Below are 21,104 nucleotides of genomic sequence, written 5' to 3'. Positions count from 1 at the left end.
TGTGGATTCTAGGATGATGAAACCCGGTCCGCCCACCGTTCTTGATCCCAGGCATGAATCCAAGGGAGCAGCGACGATGAAACCAACACGCATTGAACGGCGCCGCCGCGACCAACCGGCGTCATACGCGGGCCCACGCCCATGACCCGCCCCCGCCGTCTGATCAGCTTCGACTGGGCCATGAAACGCCTGCTGCGCAGCAAGGCCCATTTCGGCATTCTCGAAGGGTTCTTGAGCGAGCTGCTGCGCGAGGATATTCAGATCCTCGAAATCCTGGAGGGCGAGAGCAACAAGGACACGGCGCTCGACAAACAGAACCGGGTGGACCTGAAGGCGCGCAATGCCGGGGGCGAGATCATCCTGATCGAGGTGCAGTACCAGCGGCAGTTCGATTATCTGCAGCGGATACTGCACAGCACGGCGCGCACCCTGGTCGAAAATCTCCAGGAAGGCCAGCCCTACGGCGAGGTCGTCAAGGTCATTTCGGTCAGTATTCTGTATTTCGACCTGGGGCAGGGCGAGGATTATGTCTATCACGGCGCCACCCGCTTTATCGGGATGCATCGCCACGATGAATTGCAACTGAGCGAGGCGCAGCAGGACCTCTATCAGCGCCGGGAACCCCATGCGCTATTCCCGGAATACTATCTGATCAAGGTCAACCAGTTCGACGACGTGGCCCGCGACTCGTTGGACGAGTGGATCTATTTCCTCAAGCACGAGGAGGTGCCCGACGGCTTCCGGGCGCGGGGACTGCAAGAGGCCAAGGAGCAGTTGGATATCCTGAGACTCCCGGAGGCCGAACGGCAGGCCTATGAGCGTTATCAGGACGATTTGCACCAGCAAGCCAGCATGGTGCAGTCGTCCTATGGCTGGGGGATGCACCAAGGGCGAAAACTGGGGCAGCAGCAGGAGCGGCTGCGCATTGCCCGCAGTCTCCTGGGGCTGATCACCGATGACCGGCTGCTGGCCGAGAAGACTGGCTTGAGCGAGTTGCAGATCAAGGAGTTGCGGGATGGCAATTCGATGATATCACCCGCAGGGTGATCGGCCCAGCGCCTTCAATGCGCTGTTTTTCTTTGTGTTCTTAGTGTCTTTGTGAGAGCACTTCCCGGATTCTGGATAACGCACTGAAAACCCTCGGCCAGCTTTGCGCCTTGGCGTGAGCACCGCCCTTTCCGGGTGACGCACCCTTGCCGCGGCCCTGCCCCGGGGCGGTACAATCCCCCCGGGTAAACCGCAGGCGAAGGGGCACACCGGTATGACGGTCGGGCGGATCATCGGGACCGGGCTCGACCGGGCGCTGGGCATCGGGTTCCTGGCCGATTTGCCGGGCGGCAACGCCATGGCCGGGGCCGTGCAATGCCTCAAGGACCATGTGACCTGGAACGACGCGCTGGCCTACTGCCAATGGCTGTCTGAGCAAACCGGTCGGTCCTATCGGCTGCCGACCGAGGCGCAGTGGGAGTACGCCTGCCGGGCCGGGACCGCGACCGCCTTCCACTTTGGTGCGACTGTCACGACCGACCAGGCCAACTACGATGGCAATCACCCTTATGGTAATGGCGGCAAGGGTCGATACCGGGAGCAGACGGTCCCGGTAGGCAGCCTCCCGCCCAACCCCTGGGGTCTCTGCGAGGTGCACGGGAACGTTTGGGAGTGGTGTCAGGATTGGTTGGGGGACTATGAGGTCGGGCCAATCGCCGACCCTGGCGGTCCTGCCTCAGGCGTGGGGCGTGCGCTGCGCGGCGGCAGTTGGATCTTCGAGGCGCGGTACCTGCGCTCCGCGTACCGCCGCTGCGTCGACCACGGCAACCGCTTCCTGCTTGCCGGTTTCCGGCTTGCCCTAGGTCCCGAGCTAAGGCGGGCCAGGCTGGCCGGCTAGGGGGCCTGACCAGGGCAATCGCATCACGCTACACTAATATTCGGAGAATCTGATACACGTGTTTTTGGCTTGGCATCCGGTGCTTCAAAGAGCAGCTTCGTCAAGTAGCGTTCATCCCATCCGGCCTTCAAGCGTTTGTTCTTGATGCCGAGCTTGGTGTTGTCGTTCTTCAGCCGCGTCAGCGCGATGTGGCGCAGGACGGCCAGGTTCTCGCGGGCGGCCGGTGCGCGCACGCGGCAGTCATCCTCGCGGAAGGCCACATCGAGACTCCAATGCAGATCGTTCTCCACGCCCCAGTGATCACGCACGGCACGGGCGAAGCAGGCCACGTCGGTGGCGATACTGCCGATGTAGAAGCGAGTTTCGCGGGTGATCTTGCCAGCGACTTCGCGCTGCGACTCGACCATGCCGATCATGTTCATGCCCTTCCACAGGGTGCTGCGCGGTACGCCGGAGAGATCACCCAAGGTCCGGTAGCGGCGGGTCTCCACCCGTCCATGGCCATGCTCGTGGGTTTCGTGCATCTGCGTGTCGACCCCCGCGTAATCCCGCGCGTCGGCATCGATAAACGCCTCCTCGACGTCGGTGGCCAGCGTGCCCTGGTTGCCCTTGAGCGCCAGCACGTAGTCGGCCCCCTGCTCGATGATCTGCTCGGCGATCTTGGTCTGACAGCCCATTGCATCAATGGTGACGATGCAGCCTTGGAGACGCAGCAACGCCAGCAACTGCGGGATCGCCGTGATCTCGTTGGACTTCGCGTCGGTGGCGACTTGCCCAAGGACGACGCGGTTGGCCGTCGCCCACGCGCTGACCACGTGCAGCGCGGCCAGACCCTTGGCCCGATCGTGGGAGCGGCGCAGCGTCTTGCCGTCGATGGCGATGATCTCGCCGGGGATCACGTCACGAATCGATGTCGCCCAGGCGCGAAAGCACGTCTCGAATGCTTCCGGCGCCAGCAACCCGAACACCCGCCCGAACGTGTCGTGGGCCGGGATGCCCTTGGGCAACTCCAGAAACTGCGCAAACCACGGCCGTTTCGTGCGTCCGAACTGCGCGATGGCCACCCAGCCGTCCGCGCCGCAGAGCGTTGCCGCAATGGCGATGACGACCATGTCGATCAGGTTGTGGTGGCGCTTGATCGGGCAGCGCGGGTCTTCCAGCGCGGAAAAATGCCCGGCCAGCGACCGATCCAGGGTTGTTTCGCACATCGTCGCCACTCCACAAGACAGAAAAGTCAGTGGATTGTCACGTGATCCTCGTGTTTCGTCTAACAGTAATTGCTAATTATCTGATGCGATTGCCCTGCCCTTCACCTCACCCATCAAATGGTCCCAGATGCTGGTCTCGGGGTGATCGGGCCTCAGCCCGCTGCCGGAGCCAATGACGGTTCCCTTCACCGAAGCGTACTTGATCACGTGGGCAGATGAGGCGCGACCGGCTTTGGCGAGCTGCTCCATCGTCTCTTCCATGGTGTTATTCTTGGTCATCGTCAAGCCGGTCTTGTCGCCGAACAACTCTGTCATTCCGGCGCGCAGGACATTGATACAGGCAAACTGTCGTTCGGCCGCGGCTTGCCCTTCGTTGTCCGTCACCGTCCGACGTTTTTCGAGGGTTTCCACGAAATACGCCTTCATCTTTGCCGCGGCTTGCGGGGAAAAGGTTCGCCCGGCCTGCAAGGCCCGTTCCGCGAGTTCGGCGCGAACACTCGTGATGCGGCCCTTCAATGCCTTATTGGCCTTTGCTTCCAATCCCTTGACGGCGTACCATGCCGACAGCTCGTCGTCGCCCGAGACGAGGTCGCCTCGCTTCATCTTGGGAATGGCCTTGTCGGAGAAACCGCCCGTCGCTGCAAGCGCCCGCTGCGACAGTTCGCCGCCGATCTCGGCGATGCCTGCCTTCAGCGCCTTGTTTTCGTCCTTGCTGAGTCCCTTCTTGGCATACCAGCGTGCCATGTCGTCATGACGTTTGATGAGCGCGTCGCGGCTCATCTTGGTCAAATCCACCGCGGCGAGCAGATTGGCCGGCACCTGAGGCTTGGGCGGCGGCTTGGGCTCGGATCTGCGCGGTTGCCGCTGTAAACGCGGCGCCCCTGCGGCCTGCTGCTGAATCACGTGAGTCAGTTCATGGGCCAGAAGCCGGCGGCCTGTGTCCGTATTCGTCCGGTATTGCCCGTCGGCGAACGCGATATGCGGCCCGGCGGCGTATGCGAGTGCCCCGAGCGCCCGCGCCGAGGCGGCCGCGCGCTCGTCGGTATGAATGCGCACGGCGCTGAAATCGCGGCCGAAACGGGACTCGAACCAGGTCCGCGCGGTTGGGTCCAGCGGCTCGCCGGGGCTACCTGACCCTGCGCGCGCGAAGGGCGGGACAGCGGCCGGCGCATCACCCGCGTTTCCGCGAACTTGCTGCTCGACGTCCGCTTCTGCGCCATCGGCGCATTTGCGTTGTGCCATGGGAGTGCGCAGAGCAAGGGACGAAGGCTCGTCGCCGCGGTGTGCCGGACCCGGGATTCGCAGCACTTGGTCCGCCACCCGGTCGGCTTCCTGCTCGAGCACATCGCCTTGCGCGTTGACTGTGAGCCTTGGCTGGATGCCGAAGGCCAGGCGCGACCAGACCGGGTTGTGCGCGGGTTTGCGCAGCGCTTGTGCCTTGTTCCCCGGCCTATCTGCCAAGGCGTCGGACTGAAACGTTCGGGGCTGGGTCGTGACTGTATGCATGGCGAACCCTCACGTGCTGGACCGGTGCCGGTTCATGCGCCAGCGGGCGACGCCGCTGCGCGGTCCGGAGGTGGCCGCAGGATCAGGGTGGCCGGAGGCACTTTCCCGCGGACAGTTGTTTCCTTTCATTCGATCTGGGTCCGGTCGACTTTCATTGGCGCGCCCTCATCTGCCAGTCGGCGCCACAGTCGGCGGATATCGATCCCTTGCTCTTCGCAGATTTCACTCACCCAGGCTGATCCAGGCTTTGGCCCCCCGTCTGGGAATCCGGCCGCCGCGAAGATTCGGGCGGTCTCATGGACGCCGGGGTCTTCCCGAATCACACGGACCACGTCGATGGCCAGGAATTCGGTGAAGAACGGGACCAGGCGATAGACGACCGTGGCGTCATCGGAGATGCGATACAGTACCTGCTTCCAATCTGCGAAGGACAGATCCTTCCAGAAGAACGCCAACTGGATCAACCAATGAGACAGGGTGGCGTCGCCGCGCCGGCGAAATAGCTCGGCCATGAATGGAACCGCGCCGACGGACTCGAGCGCGCCGCGGTATTTCGGCTCGAGCGGCACCTCCAGTCCGGTCCGCCAGACCTCGACGTCGCCCGTCATTTCGCCGATGAGTCTTGCTGCCGATTCAGTCATCACTGCGTTGTTCCTCCATTACCTGATGTAGGTCACTGTAACCGGCCGTGCGGCTTGGCCGGTAGCCGGGTCGACCTGTCGCGAGAGGATGCCCCTGTCGTACATGAACTGAACCGCGCGGTCCAGGTTCGCGGACGAAGGCCGATAGTGGCCCGAATTGTTGCTGATTTCGGTGATCACCCCTTGCTTATTGAACCTGAGCGTGCCGGCGGCGAAGACCGAGGCGCGACCGCCGGACAGCCCGGTGTGCTCCTGCCCCAGCACCAAGCGGAAGGTGCCTTCGGTCTCGATGATGACAAAGTCGAGCGCTCGCGGTAAGGATGCCGGCATATTGCCCCCGCCGGTTCCGACATCCAGCCGCCCCTCGCCGAGCACCGCGCGTTCGCCGCCGACCATATCGTTGAGGAACTTGCCTGTTTGCAGATCTCCGTGGTCCAGGATGGCGTCGCCGCGCTCGAATGCGGCGTGCAGCTCAGGGAGGTCGATTGTGACGCCCTTTACCTGGCGGATGCGCGCCACCCGCCCGACAAAGTCTGCCGCCTCGGCCCCGCGGCTGCCGCTGGCGGCCATGGTGTCGATCAAGGTGCCGAGCGCGGCAATATCGGCCTTGGCCGTGAATCCGTTCAGCACCCCCATCACATCCGCTTCGCTCGTCCCTGCCTTGGCAAGCCCCTCGAACGCCTTGGCGATCTGGTCGACCGGTCTACCCAGGCGGCCGGTCAGATCCTTGACCTGGCCCAGGAATGCCTCCGAGCGGCTGGCGAAGCGGCGGATACTCTCCGCCGAGGTTAACCCGTTGGCGCCGGTGAGCGCCTGTATCTCGTCCAGGTTAAAGAACTTCAGCAAGTGCCGCACCTGGTCCTCGCCGAGGAATTTTTCGCCCGGCTTGACCAGCTTGCGGGATTCGGAGCCGCGCTGCAGCTCGGCGGCGACATCCGGGACGATGAATTCGCGCATCGCCACATCGAGCTTGCCGATTGCCTCGTTCAATGCCGGCGTATTCTCGCCGGCCGCGGCGCGCGCCTCCAGGGCTTGCAGCAGGCTGTCGAGCTGGGTGGCGTGCTGGCGCCGGGTGCCTTCCGGCTGGGCCTTGAGATAGCTGTCGTACCAGGTGCGGAGCTGGCCGCAGGAGAGCGAGCAGCGGTAGATGGTCCCGTCGTTGAGGATGAATATATTGTGCAGATTGTCGGGGGTCTTAAAGCGCGCTCTTACCCCGTCGGGCTTGGGCTCGGGCGCGGTTTTGCCAGGGCCTGTGGGGGCAGGGACTTCGCCGGCCCGCTTCTCCAAGGTCGATTCCGGTAGCGTTTCCGGTCCGGCCCGCTTGGAGCCGGGCGCGGGGGCCACCTTCTCCGGCGGCGGCTTCTCCACTCCGGAGGCCTTCTCCGCGCCGTGGGGACGCAGTATTCCACCCAGCATAATGCCGTGGTTGGTAATTGCCGACGACAGCATATCGGCGCGGCGTCGACGCGCCTCCGAATGCGTGATCTTCCCATCGATTTCGTCGCGCTCCAACTGCACGAATTCGTCGATGGTGACCAGGTCGCCCCAAATGAGCCCGCCGACATTGGCGACCAGGCTGGTGGCATCCAGGATCCTTCCGGCCTTGCGGGCGGCTTCCAGCGCCTTCGCCGCGGTTTCAATGGCGCCCTGCTCCCCGGTCTTTGCCGCCGCAATAAAAGAGTTGCCGGCCTTGACGATACGCAGTCGGCCAATGAGCTGCGCGCCCTGGGCGACCGCGCCCAGTATCGCCAGCGTATCGGAGATGGACTCCGCGTCGATGCGCAGGGTGCCGTTGATGGCGCGGCTGACCAGACGTTCCACCGCGAGTCCGGCGGCGATGACCATGGACACCTCGCCGACCCCAGGTACCACCAGGCTCAGCACCAACAGCGCGGTCGCCAGATCGGCGAGCCGGCGCTTGACTACCGCCTCGGGGCCATCGAGTGTGCGGATGGGCGGGAGCTCGCGCGCCCCGCCGGGCCAGGTAGTGGGCAGGCGGACCACTAGGGTGCCCCGCCCCAGGCCGCTTTCGCCGAGGCCGCGCAGTGCGTAAGTCATCGCCTGATCGAGGTCAGTCCCGCTGCGGTCGATCGGCGGCCGGTCGGGGACAGTCAAATCCATTAGCCGCACCCGGGAGCCGCTCTTGGCCTCGACCTCGGAGAGCTCGATCAGCAAGGGATAGGTTTCGCCGGTGATGACGCTCGTGAAGGCCACCCGCGGCCGGTGGTGGACACCAATGGTTCCGTCGCGATTCTTGGTTGCCTGCTCCAGCCGCTGCTTGAGCGATTGAAGCTCGCGATCGAGCCGGTCCTTCTGCCAGGACGGCGCCCGGTCGTACTCCTTTTGCTTCTCGTCGACCAGCCCGCTCAGGTAAACGGCCAGATCGCCCGCCGGCTTCTCCTCGACGATATTGCCCTTGGCGTCCCGGCGGATGCTGCCTGACTGCTCGGCGATCCTGGCGATCTGGGCGTCCAGTCGGGCAATCTCGGCCGGGTCCGAGGTCAATGCCTTGCTCGCCTGGAGCTCGGCAATGGCGGCATCGGGCATGTAGAGCGCATTCTTCGCCAGGCTCTCGGGCGAGCGGACCTCCACAATCTGCGCGCGCACGCTGGCGGCGCGCCGCTCCGAGTTGTTCGGTCCCCGCGGGGATGGCTGCGCAATGCAGCGGACCAGGTAGTAGCCCTGGTCCTTGGGAAAGCCGATCTCTTTCTCCTGCGAATAGGTGTCCAGCAGGCTGGCGAAGCCGCGAACCAGCCAGCCGCCGGCCGCGATGAGCTCCGAAGCAGGCAATAACTCGAGATTCAACTTATTGGCAATGGTGCGGGTGATCACGTCGATTGCGCTGCGGCCTTCGGCGGCCTGCCGCGGGTTGCGCAGCTCCTGCAGCGAGCGGGTGCTCTCCTGCGAAAGCTGGTCGACGTCGTTGAGCATGTGCTGGCGATTGGCCCCGCCGGCGGCCGCTTGTGCCTGCGGGCTCTCGTGCATCCGGCGCGCCTCCTCTTGCACGCCTTTACCCATCCCGGCCCGAATCATCTGAGTAACGTTGAAGATCTCCCAGGTGTAGCTCACTGCATTCATGTGATAGGCCAGCTGCAGCAGCGGGTCGCTGGTGGCCCAGGCATATTCGAGGATCATCTTGTAGGCGCCGATGCCGTTCGGCACCTCCATTTCCGGGCCCTCCATGCGTGCCGGAAACGGCGGTCTATTCGCACCGGGCGCGCCGGCCTCGTAGACGCTGGTGGGGTCGAGTGCCTTCTCCGCCTCCACGCGGGGATCGAGCTTCTTGGTTTCCTGAGTGCTCGGACCGTCCGGGTCGCGCGATGCCGTGACGACGATCTCCTCGTCGTAGATGGCCTCGGGCGGCGGCAGCGGGGGTAGGCCCGCCTCGCTCTCTTTGGCCCCTGCCTGGCTCGCGGCTTGATCGCGCCCGGCCAATGCAACTAGGCGGTTCATCGAGTCCATCGAGATCCTTGCCTGGGCCTGGCAGCCCTCTTTGGGGACGACTCCGTTCGTCCAATGCCAACCCCGCAGCGATGCCTCGGTGCGGATCCGGCTGGCCACGGCCGCAGACAGTTTGCCGACGCCGAAGCGCCAAGGTATCCATGCCTGGATGGCGAGGTCGCAATAGAGCTCTACGCTCTCGCCCTTGTAGACCGGACCCTGGATATAGTAGGTGCCGGACGGTCCCAAATCGCGATTGTCTGGATCGGCCCGCGCCGCACCGGGGGTGACGCCCGTGGTACATTTTTTCTGGTCGGGCGCTTGTGGGTCCGGATCGCGCGCGACATATCCCGGCTGTTGCAGCACATGTGCAATTTCGTGGGCGATGAGTCGCTGGCCCGTGCCGCTTCGCGGATCGTAGCGTCCGGCGGCAAAGGCGATGTGATTGCCGTAGGCAAAGGCATTCGCGCCGATGGCCGCGGCTGAGCTCGCCGCCAAAGCGTCGGTGTGCACCCGCACGGCGGAAAAATCCTGTCCGAAACGCGGCTCGAAAAACCCTCGGACCTTAGGTTCCAGCGGCTGGCCCGGGGTGCTTAACGCCCGATCGACGATGGCCGGCACAGTCCCGGGGCTATCGGGCTCGCCAGCGCCCACTTTGCGCAGAAGCTTCTCGTCCTTTTCCTCTTCTTCGCAGGCCACGCACTTGCGTTGCAAGGTCAGGGCCCTGAGCGAGGGCATTGCCGCCTGCCGTGCGGCTGCCGATAGATACGGTATCCGCAGCACGCGCTCCGCGAGGGCATCGGCCTCATGCTCCAGCGGATCGTCGGGGGCACCCACGGCTAGCTTGGGGCGGACGCCCGCGAGGGCGAGCCGGGTCCACACTGGATTGGTCGCGGCCTGGGCCGGGCTCGCCGGTGCAGGCTTCGTGGACGCGGCCGTCTGAGTCTTGGCCTTCGTGCCCTCTTTACTCGCCAGGGAGATCATGACCCACTCACGCTGGCACCCGCGCCCCCGGCACATTGGAGATCAGGCGTCCGTGGCTGTCGTGCGGGGGTTGACCGCTGCGGATCGCCCACAGGTAGAAGACCACCACCCGATCCGCTTGTAGCTCAGCCGGGTCGCCGGGCTGGCTCACCCGCCGCTTGTCGGCAGCACCCGGCGCCAGTTCGCGCCAGGCGCCGGCCGGTGCGGACTCGGCGCGCTGCGCCGCGGACTTGGGCGCGGGGGCCTTGGCCGGCGGAGCGTGCTCGCTGCCCGTGGGCAGTAGGTGCCTCATGTCCTGCTCCTGGTCATGGTCATGGTCATGGTCAACCCTCCCGCAGCACGACGAACGCCAGGATGGGGCAGTCGCTCGGCCAGTCCGCGGCGGTCTCCGGATGCAGTTCAGTCACGTCGATCCCCGCGGCCGCAAGGCCCAGGCGCTGGATCAGGTCGTCCTTGATAACGGCCTCGGCCAGCCCCGCCGGGACCCGGTTGTCGCCTGGTTTGACCGCGAACCAGATGCCCACGGGCAAGGCGTTCGGGCCAAGTGCGGCGACTGATCCGCCGAAGACCTTGCCGGATTTCGGGCAAACCGTCAGGTCCCCGAGCCGGGTGGAGTCCGGCCCCAGCACCAGGCCGTCGATGTCCGGTTTCTGGATCATCTCGAAGATCCGCTCCAGGTTGCCCAGCAACCGGTGTGTCTGGAGGCAGACCGCGAGCGGTCTCACGAGGGTGATAACTGGGCAGATTCCTGGGAGATCGCTGCTGATGGTCACCTTGGATTCAAGATCATCGGTTCCCAGGAGCCCTGCAATGGCAAGGCCGCGTTGACCGATCAAGGCGTCCCCCGTTGCGTCCGCGTCCGCGCGCCGGAAGCTCCAGACCTGGGCCGGCGGGCAGTCCAGGGCCAGGGCCGTCCAGTTGGTCAGGACCGTCGCCGACTCCGTGCCGGCAATGACCTGTGGGTCCTCGCCCTGGAAGCTCAGGGTGCCGAGTGGTTTGACCACCAGTTGCACTACATGGGTCATCGGCGGGACCCAGCCATCGATCCCAGGCAGCCCTGCCAGGTTGCCGGCAGCGAGTTGCCCGTCGAGGTTCTTGCTGGGGATCGGCGTCAGCCAATAGACCCGGTGGCAGGTCGTCTCCACCTTCACCGGGACCGTCAGCAGCAGGATGGCCCCATCCTGCCGGGCGCTGCCGAACAGGTCGGGCACCCGCTCCAGGGCGGCATAGTCCGGCGCCGCGGCCAGCCCGGACTCGGGCCGCACCACGTCGACCAGGGACTCCAGGCGCTCCAGGGCCAGCGCCTCACCTTCAGCGACGGCCGCCCCGGCGCTGGCGATGGCACCGCCGACGATGGGGCCAGCCGCCGCCCCTACGTCCTGGCGCCAGGTGGCGCGGACCTGGGCCTGGGGCGTGAGCACGCTCTGCACCCCGGCCGCGAACTCTACCACCTGGAGGAAATCGGGCTTGAACCGCTCAAGGGTCGCCGTCGCGTTGGCCGCCATGGCCCGCTGAACCTGGTCGACCTGCTCCGCGTGCTCCAGGGTGACCTGGTAGAGGGCGTAACCGCGGGTCGCTACCGGGGCGGCCGGGGTGTCGTCCCGGCAGGTCTTGTCACGCCGCCGGTGGAACAGCACCCAGTCCAGGGTGCCGAGCACGGTGAGCCCGTCGGTCGTCGGCGGCGGCGGTGGGAAGAGCGCGGCGGCCTTCAGATCCGCGAAGCGGGTGCCGCCAAGCGCGGTGCCGATCGCCCGAATGGCGCGGATGGCGCGCTCGTGCGCCGGGTGGGCGGGCTGCGTCACCGCGGCATTGATGGTCTGCCAGGCGCGGAAGAGTTGGCGATCGGCAACCTTGGTCGCCGCCGACGCGATCGCTGCACCCGCCCCGGCATTGGTGTTGATGGTGAGGGCGCGCGCGAGTTGCAACTCCTCCGCCTTGGTCTGCCCCGGGATGCGGCCGGTCGGCATCCGCAGGGCGACAGTGCCGCGGACCTCGGCGGTGTCGGCCGCGGTCCATTCCCGTTGCACCTGGACCTCGGCCACCAGCGGCCCCAGGGCCGCGGGTGATTTCAGTTCGATCAGGTAGGTCGGCCCCAACGCCGTGGGGGACTTGAGGATGCTGACCGCTTCCGAGAGGTGCAGGCTCACCACCTCCGAGACCTTACCCACTCGCTCGCTGGTCCCCACCTGCATGGTGATTGAGACCTCACCGGCGAGTTCCCCGTCCACCTGGATGGTCTCGGACCCGGCGCCCCGCGCCAGGACCTTGTCCACCCGCAGGTCCCCGGTGAAGGTGGCACGCAGCAGCAGGCGGCTGGTGCCGAGGGTCTCGGCCTTGGCCGGCCGGGTGGCCGCGACCTTCTCCGGCCGCACCACCAGCAGATAGACCTCCCCGGTCGCCCGCGTCTGGGCGCCGCGGGCAAGCCCGGTGGGGTCCTGCGCCAGGGCCAGCGAAACCCACAGTGAGGAGCGCAGCCCGGCGACCCGCTCCCGCTCGCCGATCCAGTAGCGCCGCGGGTCCATGGTGTAGCGGGTGTCATCGAGCCGCACGCCCCCGGTCTCGATACCCTCGGCGCCGGACAGCTCGGCCTCGGGGGGCGTCGCGGCGCCGTTCGCTGCGCTCGCCGGGGCCTCGCGCAGCAGGTGGAGGTTGGTCTGCGCGTCGCCCGCGACGGCGACGGTCACGTCCGTTGCCGCCGCGGCCTTGACCGGTTCCAATTCAAAGGTGTCGGTGAGGCCCGCGTAGTGGAAGGCGAGGCCCCGGCCGGGGATCGCCTCGCCGCGCCCCACGCCTTGAAAATGGAAGGTCTCGCCCGTCCGCTCGAAGACCGCGGGGTCGAGCTGGTTGGCCAGGGTCGTCTTGGTCTGCCCCTTGCCCGCGTCGAGCAAGGCCAACTTGGATTGCTCCAGCCGCTCGCCCAGGGCGGCGGAGACCGCGAGCGCGGTGAAGTTGTCCGGGATCAGGTTGACTCGCATCTCGTAATAGCGCCCGGTCTCATCGCGGCCGGGGGCGACGCGCCCGTTGGGCACCAGGATATCGACCCGCGGCTTGCGCTCCGGGTGATCCAGCCCCTGAAGGAGCGAGATCCGCTCCATGTGCTGGGCCTCCTCCAGTGCATGGGGCACGAAGTCCGGGCGCACGATGCAGAAGCGCAGGTCCAGCCCCTCGCCCAAGAGTCGGCGCACCTGGGCGTTGACCGAGAGGCTGTCGCCGGGGACGACCGGGAGATAACCGGCGCTCGGCAACTCGATCAGACCCCAATGGATGAGTTGGCGCTCCTGGGGCAGGAGGGTGAAGACCGCCTGGGCCGTCTTGAGCCGGTCCTGGAAGCGGGTAAGTTCGGCCAGGTCCGGCTTGGCGGTAAAAATCGACTTGCGGGTCTCGGCGGTCAGGGCGGCAAGGCCTGCCGTGGTCTCTTTATAGAAGGCCGAGATCCGCTCCACCTGATCCACGGCCTCCGCCATCAGGGCCTTGGCCTGGCTGCACGGGTCGTCCGTTCCGCCGCCACCGGCCGGGACGCCGCTCACGCTGTCGCGCAGTTGGCACTGGAACTGGAGGACCTGGGCCATGAAGACGGCCCAGGGGCGCATGGCCAACTGCCACTGCCAGTAGTGCTTGGGCGGGGTCTCCATGCGCTCGCGCCGCGCCGTCCACTGGTCCACGAAGCGGCTCACGGTGCCCTCGCGCACCAGGATGCCGAGCGGGACCTCGCCCGCGCCGGGCCCCACCGCGCCCCCGCACCACAGGGCGGCGCGCAGGCGATCGGCGGAGATCGGCTCGCCGAGCCCCAGGGCCTCGTCCGCAAACCATGCACTGGCGAGCCGTGAGCGCAGGTGGACGCCGGTCAGGGCGAGCGCCGCGGCGGCCGGGAGCGGGGTGGACAGGGTCAGCGGACGTGCCCGCAGGACCACGCCCTCGACCTTGTAGGGTCGGTCGGTGGTGGTGACGCAGGCCTGTTCGCACAGGGCGCCGTAGACGTCCTCCTCCCCGCACAGGGCCTCGGCGAAGCCGATGGTCACCAGGTACCAGGAACGCTCGGGGACCAGGGTCGCGGTGCCGACGGCCGTCTTGGCGCAGGGATTGAAGGCGGCGCTCCCGGCGGCCGTCGCCGCCCCGGTCGCCGCCAGGCCGCGCGAGGCCTCGATCAGGGCGGAGACCGACAGCGCATAGTCCTGGGGCAGCAGCAGCACCCGGCCGGCCGGGTCAATGGCAAGCCCAGGCAAGACCTGGAGCTGGTCCCCGCCGATGAGGCGCAGCTCCAGGCCATGCACCACGCCGGCCCCGCCGGCCTGGTTACCCAGCGCCGCCAATTGGCGCAGGTAGCGCTGCTCGGACTCCAGGTCCTGGGCGCGCAGGAACTTGCCGTCGAAATAGTTGAGCCGGGTCAGCGGGGTCGCGGCCGGGATCAGGTTGATGCCGTCGGCGCCGGTGATCAGCACCAGGGGGCTCGTGGAGTTAGTGGGCACGGCCATGGTCAGCTCCCCTTCTGCATGTGGACAAAGTCACGCCCGGCGGGCGCTGGCGGGTCGCCGACGGCGCCCGCAAAGGGCTCCAGGTCCGCCCCCAGGAGCGGGGTTGGACCCGTACCCCGGGCGACCAAACGCAAGAGATCGCCGGTGACCTTGGTCGACAGCCACAGGGTGACCGAGCGGTCCGACGGCTCAAAGAGGGCATCGGACACCTTGTGGACCTTCCAGCCGAACCCGGCGGTGAAACCCGAAACGGTGAAGGCAGCGGGTTTGACGCTGTCCGGGTGCAGGTCGGCGGTTACCTGCAAGCGCACCTGCTGGCCGTCGAAGAGCACCTGTCGCGGGTCGGCCTGGGGTCCGCCCGGCGTGACCGCCGCCGACGCTGCCGCCGCGGTGGTGGCGGATTCCGGGCCGGACGCGGCAGTGGGTGCGGTGCAGCAGAAGAAGGCCGCCGCGGCCAGTTCCTGGATGGTACGGGTCGCCAGGTGGGAGGGGCGGGGGGCGTAGTTCGGGGTCCCGGACTTCAGGTGCAGCGCGTCGCCGGACCGGGTCAGGGTCAGTCCCTCCAGGTTCGCCAGCACCAGGCCGGCAGCGTCCGGACCGGGGAAGAGCAGCCAGTCCTCGCCGGCGGCGCTCTTGGGGGGGGTGAGGTCCGCCGTGTCCCAGGCGGCGCAATCGCGCAGCCGCTCCAAGGCCAGGGCCAGGCGCTCCGGTTGGGGTTTGGCGAGCAGGTCGTCGCGCGCCTTGAGGATCGCGGCGTCCTCCTCTGCGGCCGGCTTGCCGTCGGCGGCCTCGGTGCGGGCGGCCGCCAGCCCCAGGAGCAGGCGCACCCGGTGGTAGGGTGGGACCGGCGGCGCCGGGGCCAATCCAGGCAGCAGCCGGATCTCCACCGTCTCGAAGACCCGCGAATAGGCGGTATCGCGTCCGGACCCGTCGCACGGCTCCATCAGGGCCGGTACCTGGCGGCTCAGACAGGCGCGGTGGCGGATCGTGCAATGGGCCTCGAACGGTGTGGTGCCGTCCGCTCCGGCCAGGCGCACACGCTCTTCGGCCGGGAGCGCGGCGAGCCAGGCCGGCAGGCTCAGGCACAGGTCCTCGTCCAGATGCAGTTCCCGCCCGGCCGAGTCCAGGGCCAGGCCGCGGGTCACGCGGATCTCGTCGTGTTCGGGGTCCACGACCACCGCCAGGCCCCACACCACCCCCTCACGGTGCAGCCAGGCGTTGTGCAGCCTGGACTTGCCCCGGTGGTAGGCCTGCTCGGTGTCGAAGTCCTCGACCCCGAGGAGCATGCCGAAGTGGTAATGCAGGGCGTAGAAGGGGCTCGTCGGCAGCAGGGCGTCGGCGGCGCAGTTTGCCAGTTCAGTGGTGTCGGCCATAGGGACTCCTTCGGATGGTTCGTGGCGTTTGCGACGCCGGACGCGGGCGAGGCCGCTCAGGCATCTCCGCGCAGGGCGGCGAAGGCGATGCGCTCGGCGGCGCCAGCGTCGAAGGTCGCGGCCGCCGTGCGCGCCGCGAGTTGCGCCGCGTAGAGGGCGCGGGCGGTCTGCTCCTTGTCGAGTGCCACCAGGGCGGCCACCAGATTGGACTCCTTGGCCGCCAGTGTCGGCGGGCTCGGTGCCTGGGTCGCCAGCTCGTCCAAGGCCTTCATCGCATCGTCATAGGCGAGCAGGTCGGCCCAGGTCCCATCCGGTGCCGCGGCCTCCCATGCGCTCAGGAGGGTCTGCCGGGCCAGGTCGTAGTCCCCCTTCGCAGCGGTCTCGGCCTGTTTCCTGGTGACGAGGTCCGCCTCCTTGGCGGCCAGGGTATCGGGGTCTCCGGCGGCCTTCTTCGCCTGTTCCAGGTCCCGTGCCTGTTCCGCTGCCTCCCGGTCGCGGCGGGCCTCATCCAGGGCCAGCTCAAGGTCCGCGGCGGCCTCGCGGGCCGCGGCCTGCGCCGGGTCATTGAGTCGGGTCACCTGAGCGGCGGTGAGGGCGGCCTTTTGGGCCGGGTCCGCCAGCCGGGTCAGTGCGCCTTGGGCGCGATCCAGGCGCTGCTTGGCCCCACCGACATAGGACTCCAGCCCGGCGAGCGCGGCGGCATACTCGGCGCGCGGCCCGGCGAGTTGGTCCGCGGTGCTGCCGTGGTCGGCGATCTGGAGTTGGATCTGCGCGGCGAAGGCATCGCGGGCGGCCGCGGTGTTGCTGATCCGCTCACGGGCGATGGTGACGCGACTGCGTGCCCGTTCCAGCAGCTTCGCGGGGAGGTCTTTCTCGACTGCGGTCTCGGCGGCGGTCGCGGCGGCGGAGCCGAGCAAGGCAGTCGCTTGTGCCGCCAGGGTCTTCAGGGGCGGCTGACCCAGAGCCGCGACCAGGGCGGCCACCCGTGTGGCCTCCCGGTCCGCTGCCGTGGCCTCGGTCTGGGCGCGCACCCGGCCGGACTCTGCCTCACGCAGGGCGAGTGCGGCCCGCTCCAGCCGGTCGCGGGCCAGGGCCAGGGTCCGCTCGGCCGCGAGGATGTCCGCCTCCGCGGCCCGCTGGGCGATGGTGGCCGTGTCGAGCGCTTGCAGGAGCGGAGTGGCGTCCGCGGTCGTGGGGATGGCGGCCAGTTCGGTGCGGATGCGCTGGCCGTCGGCGGCGGCGGCGGCGAGCGCCTGGGCGGCAGCGGTCAGTGCCGTGACCCCGTCGCTCACCGCGGTCTGGGCCGCGCCGGACTCGGCGCGGGCGGCGGTCGTGCGCGCCTGTGCGGCGCTCAGGTTGGTGTGCGCAAGGTCCTTCAGGGTGGTTGGATCGGCCATGGTGGGGTGCTCCGCATCGCGTGTTTGGGTCTTTGGTTGAACGGGCCGGGATCAGGTCAGAGGGTGAGTCCCAGGGGCAGCCCCGGGAAGGCGCGCCCCGCCTTGTCGTACTCGCGCCGCATGGCGCGCACCAGATGCTCGCGGCCGATCGGCGTGCCGTCGGCCGCGGCCAGGAAGGCCGCCGCCACCGCGGCGTTGCGGATCAGCCCGCCGACGACCGGGTAGAGGGCCGCCAGCTCGTAGAAATTGACCTCGGCCGCCAGCGGGGCGGCGGCTGGGATGTGGGCCCGCCAGATCGCCTCCCGGCTCTCCCGGTCCGGCTCCTCGAACTCGATGGCGAACTCCAGCCGGCGGCTGAAGGCGGCGTCGATGTTCTGGCGCAGGTTGGTGGCGAGCACCGCCAGTCCGTCGAAGCGCTCCAGGCGCTGCAGCAGATAGGCGGTCTCCAGGTTGGCGTAGCGGTCGTGGGCGTCGGAGACCTCGGTGCGCCGCCCGAAGAGTGCGTCCGCCTCGTCGAAAAAGAGCACGGCCTGGGCGCGCTCGGCGCTGTCGAAGACCGCCGCCAGGTTCTTCTCGGTCTCGCCGATCCACTTGGACATGACCCGCGACAGGTCCACCACCAGCAGATCGGTGCTCAGTGCGCTCGCCATCGCCTCCGCGGACAGGGTCTTGCCGGTCCCGGGCGGGCCGCTGAAGAGCAGGCGTACCCCGCGCACCCCGGCCCGGCCGGGCAGGAAGCCCCAGTCGTCCAACACCCGGGACTGGAGCCTGAGTCGATCCACCGCCTCGCGCAGTTGCTCGCGGCGATCGGCGGGCAGCACCAGGTCGGACCAGGTGGCGGTCGGGCGCAGGAGTTTGACCGCGCTGCTGAGGTTGAGCCCGGCGCGGGCGCGCAGACTGCTCGCCAGGTCGTCGGGGGTCGGCGCCGCGGCCCCGGCGTCCTGCAGGGCCTTGAGGTCGCGGGCGACCTGGGCGGCCACCGGGGGCTCCACCGGGAAGCGGGCGGCCAGCTCGGCGGCGTCCGCGGACAGGGCCGGCAGGGCCGCCTGCCACATCGAGCGCCGGGCCGCCGCGCTCAGGGCCGGGACCGGGACCGCGATCAAGGGCAGGTCCGGACGCGACGGCGCGGACCCCGGGCGGGCACACAGGACCAGGGTGTCCGGAAAGTCCGGGAGCAGGGTCGGCGGCGCGCCGGCGGGGTCGGGCTCCCGGACGGACTCCAGCACCCGCACCACCGGGACGGCCCCGCGCACCAGCGCGTGGGCCTGGGCGAGCCGCTGAAGGTCGGCGTCCGCCCCGGCCGGCAGCAGCAGACCAAAGGGCTCCCGTCCGGCGGACCGCACCAGGGCGCAGCCGCGCCAATGCAGGGTCTCGTCCGCGTCGCCGCAAACCATGAGGGTGCAGGGGGTGCGGGCCGCCAGGGTGGCGGCGGCGCGCTGGGTCGGGGGCTGCGCCAGCCATTCGGCCAGGCACGCCAGGGGGACGCCCGGGTCCGGCCGCACGTCGAAGCGCTCCAGGCGCGCCGGGGTCGTGTCCAGTCCCAGCAGGCAGGACCACAGGCCTTCCCCGAGACCGATCGAGCGCTCGCCGAAGGGGCCCTCCCCGAGGAGCCGCAGCACCCCGTGGCGGACCAGGGGACCGGTCTCCAGCGCCGCGCGCAGGTCGAGCCGCTGCGCGTCGGCGGGAAACAGGAGCTGGGCGGCCAGCCCCACCGGGAGCCAGGGCTCACCCCGGGGGTGCAGGGCGCGCAGCACCGAGGCATAGCCCTCGTGCTGCTCAGGCAGGCCGGCGAGCAGGATCAAGTCCACCACCCGGTCGTCCGCGGGGGTGTGCAGGCCCAGGGCCAGGGCCAGGCGGTCGATGGGGTGGGGACCGGCGGCCGCCGCTGGGCGGCTCAGGGCCGAGCCCGGGAATTGGGCCAGGTCCTGGCCCTGCGCTACGGCGGCGAAGGAGGACTCCAGGAAGGCCTGACCCGCGGCCAGGGGACCGGCGCCGCCGCTACCCGGCAGGATCGTCTCCAGCAGGGCGGCCAGCCGCCCCGCCAGGATGCCGGTCTCGCGCGTCATCCGCACCGCTGCGCTACTCATAGCTGAACCTCACCACCGTGCCCAGCCAGGGGAGCCAATCCGGGTTCAGATCCAGCCGGGCGCGGCGCAGTTGCGTGGACAAGCAGGCGAGCACAAAGCGCACCTCGATCCAGCCCGGGTCCGCCAGGATCACGGCGGGTCGGCGGCAGACCCGCGCAAGGACCGCCTCCGGGTGCTCCGTGTCGGCCTCCAGGACCCGGTGCAGGCAGCGCACGACACGGGCGCGCAACTCGGCGATGGCGCGGCGCTCCACATCGCTCGCCGCGGGTCCGTGCAGCGAGGGGGGGCGGGCGCCCGGGGCCAGCCCGGCGAAGGCCAGCGCCGCCGGGTCGTCCGCCGTGACCGGGGCCAGGGCCTGGGCCAGGCCGTGCAGCGTCCAGCGCAAGGTCCGCCCGGGGGGCAAGGGCGCTTGCGGGTTTAGCAGGCCCGCCGGCTCCAGGACGTTGAGCAGGAGCAGCAGACCGCCCCAGTCGGTGCGGCCCTCCCGTCGCAGGACCAGCGGGGAAGCGGGCTGCCGGTCCGGGTCCCGGTCCGGGTCCCGGTCCGGGTCCCGGTCCGGCGCGGTCGCGGCCCGGGGGGCGTCCCCCGCGACCGGCCCGGTCGGCGGCGTCGGGGTGCCTTGGCGCGGCGCTCGCTCGGGGACCACGAACCCCGGGTCCGGCGGGCGGACGGCCCCGGCGGGGCCGGTCCCGGGCAACGTCTGGTCGGTGTCGCGGGGCCGATCGGCCGTCCCGCGCCATGGGTCCGGGCCGCTCGGGGGCCGGGCGGCGGCCGGCTCTCCTTGCGCGTACCGTTCCCCCGGCCGATCCTCGGAGGCGACCGTGGGCGTCGCGGTGTCGCCTGCCGCGGGCACGGGCGGCTCGCCGCCGACGGGCCCGGGGTCGGGTCCGGAACCCCGGGGGTCCGCGGTCGCGGGTGTGGGCGCCGGGTCGGCCGTCGGCCGCGGCCGGTCGGCCGCCGCGGGTGAACCGGGCGATGCGGGTGAGTCCGGCCCTTGGACCCCGGGGGTCGCGGGCCGCTCCCGGCGCCCGGCATCGGCGGGTGCCGCATCCAGCAGGTCTTGGGCCAGGCAATCGACCTGGCGGCCGGCCCCCGGGAGTCCCCGGCGGCCCAGGGCCGGGTCGGCGGCGAGCAGGATCAGCACGGCGAGCGCCCGGGCGTTGCCGGGTGCCGCGACCTCGCGCAGGGCCAGCAGGGGTGAGTCGTCCCAGGGGGCCGTTGCAGTTGGGCCGCCGGGCGCCTCCGCGTGGGTAAGGGCCGTCGGCGCCGCGGTCGCGTCAGGGGCCGTCGCCGGGACAGCCCCGTCGGGCGGCGCGGGCCGGTCCAGGAGCGCCCGCGGTGCCGCATGGGCGTCCAGGGCGGCGGCCGCCAGCAGGGTCCAGGAGGGCAGATCGAGCCGGCGGGCCAACGGACTCAGGGCCCCCTGCGCGGCGAGCCCCAGCAGCACCGGCACCACCGCGTCCGGGGCGAAGGCCAGGCCGCGCACCAGCTCGGCGGCGCCATCCGCGGGGGCCAGATCCCCGGCGGCCCGCCACAGGCCCAGCCGGCGCCAGGCCCAGGCGCGGCCCAGATCGCCGCGGGCGACACCCAGGGCGCAATCGATCCAGGCGTGCATCCGCGACCCATAGCGTACCGCCTGCTCAGGTCCGTCCCGGGCCAGGGTCTCGGTCAGGGCGGCGGCGATCGCCTGCGCCCAGTCCGCCGCCAGGGCCGCGTCGCCGCGCACGCCGCGCAGCCGCACCGGCACCCGCAACCGGCGGATACAGATCTCCTCCTCGGGGCGGGCGCCGGCCTGCTCCAGGGCCGCCGCCAGGGCCTCGTCCAGCAGGTGCGACTGGACCGCGGTGAGGCGCGCCCGCAGGCCGTCGGCCGCCCGGGCCGGCAGTCGGTAGTGCGTGTGCATCCGCTTTATCGTGTTTTCCACTGGTCGGCTGCCTATTGCGCGTTTAGGAACGGTTCACCGATAAGTTAAACAATTCCATCAGGGACTGCCTGTAGCGCGATTTTCGTTGTCGTTGTCGTTGTCGTAATCGGAGAATCGCTGCAACCTGACGTGCGAGGGAATCCGGGCGATACGATAACCTCGATTACGACAACGACAACGACAACG

Annotated in this window: 12 protein-coding genes; 2 read left to right on the top strand and 10 right to left on the bottom strand. The window is 69.3% G+C overall.

Annotation, left to right across the window (positions count from 1 at the left end):
* The first annotated feature begins 141 nt into the window (after positions 1-141).
* Together QZY48_RS17465 and QZY48_RS17460 are read left to right on the top strand one after the other, a co-directional pair.
* Complete coding sequence (locus QZY48_RS17465) at positions 142-1,047, top strand: Rpn family recombination-promoting nuclease/putative transposase (protein WP_295433362.1); 906 nt, start codon at positions 142-144, stop codon at positions 1,045-1,047.
* A 214-nt stretch (positions 1,048-1,261) separates the two neighbouring features.
* Positions 1,262-1,885 (top strand): formylglycine-generating enzyme family protein, encoded by a 624-nt coding sequence (locus QZY48_RS17460; RefSeq protein WP_295433359.1) that lies wholly within the window; start codon positions 1,262-1,264, stop codon positions 1,883-1,885.
* Between the two features lie 23 nt (positions 1,886-1,908).
* On the opposite strand, the gene QZY48_RS17455 is transcribed toward QZY48_RS17460, so the two are convergent.
* The 10 genes from QZY48_RS17455 to QZY48_RS17410 all read right to left on the bottom strand — a co-directional run bounded on the left by QZY48_RS17455 (position 1,909) and on the right by QZY48_RS17410 (position 20,897).
* Complete coding sequence (locus QZY48_RS17455) at positions 1,909-3,093, bottom strand: ISAs1 family transposase (RefSeq protein WP_295433355.1); 1,185 nt, start codon at positions 3,091-3,093, stop codon at positions 1,909-1,911.
* Between the two features lie 72 nt (positions 3,094-3,165).
* Positions 3,166-4,599: a DUF4157 domain-containing protein gene (locus QZY48_RS17450; protein WP_295433352.1), complete on the bottom strand. Its 1,434-nt coding sequence runs from the start codon at positions 4,597-4,599 to the stop codon at positions 3,166-3,168.
* 125 nt (positions 4,600-4,724) lie between these two features.
* Positions 4,725-5,240, bottom strand: coding sequence for a hypothetical protein (locus QZY48_RS17445; protein WP_295433349.1), 516 nt, complete (start codon positions 5,238-5,240; stop codon positions 4,725-4,727).
* An 18-nt stretch (positions 5,241-5,258) separates the two neighbouring features.
* Entirely contained in the window at positions 5,259-9,665 is a 4,407-nt protein-coding gene (locus tag QZY48_RS17440; RefSeq protein WP_295433346.1) for a DUF4157 domain-containing protein, read from the bottom strand.
* 7 nt (positions 9,666-9,672) lie between these two features.
* Entirely contained in the window at positions 9,673-9,957 is a 285-nt protein-coding gene (locus tag QZY48_RS17435; protein ID WP_295433343.1) for a hypothetical protein, read from the bottom strand.
* Positions 9,958-9,988: 31 nt separating this feature from the next.
* Positions 9,989-14,137 (bottom strand): hypothetical protein, encoded by a 4,149-nt coding sequence (locus tag QZY48_RS17430; protein WP_295433341.1) that lies wholly within the window; start codon positions 14,135-14,137, stop codon positions 9,989-9,991.
* A 2-nt stretch (positions 14,138-14,139) separates the two neighbouring features.
* The gene (locus tag QZY48_RS17425) at positions 14,140-15,510 is read right to left on the bottom strand and encodes a hypothetical protein (RefSeq protein WP_295433338.1); all 1,371 of its coding nucleotides are present in this window, start codon (positions 15,508-15,510) and stop codon (positions 14,140-14,142) included.
* 56 nt (positions 15,511-15,566) lie between these two features.
* A complete protein-coding gene (locus QZY48_RS17420) occupies positions 15,567-16,907 on the bottom strand; it encodes a hypothetical protein (protein ID WP_295433336.1) in 1,341 nt (446 codons plus the stop codon).
* Positions 16,908-16,963: 56 nt separating this feature from the next.
* Positions 16,964-18,994 carry an AAA family ATPase gene (locus QZY48_RS17415; RefSeq protein ID WP_295433332.1) on the bottom strand — a complete coding sequence of 677 codons (2,031 nt, stop codon included), beginning with the start codon at positions 18,992-18,994 and terminating at the stop codon, positions 16,964-16,966.
* Positions 18,987-20,897 carry a hypothetical protein gene (locus QZY48_RS17410; RefSeq protein WP_295433329.1) on the bottom strand — a complete coding sequence of 637 codons (1,911 nt, stop codon included), beginning with the start codon at positions 20,895-20,897 and terminating at the stop codon, positions 18,987-18,989. The genes QZY48_RS17415 and QZY48_RS17410 overlap by 8 nt, the downstream gene beginning before the upstream one ends.
* Between the last annotated feature and the right edge of the window lie 207 nt (positions 20,898-21,104).

This window comes from uncultured Thiodictyon sp., assembly GCF_903828115.1.
Classification (GTDB): Bacteria; Pseudomonadota; Gammaproteobacteria; order Chromatiales; family Chromatiaceae; genus Thiodictyon.
The sequence above is the reverse complement of the archived record's forward strand: the minus strand, read 5'-3'. Positions and strand labels throughout refer to the sequence as shown.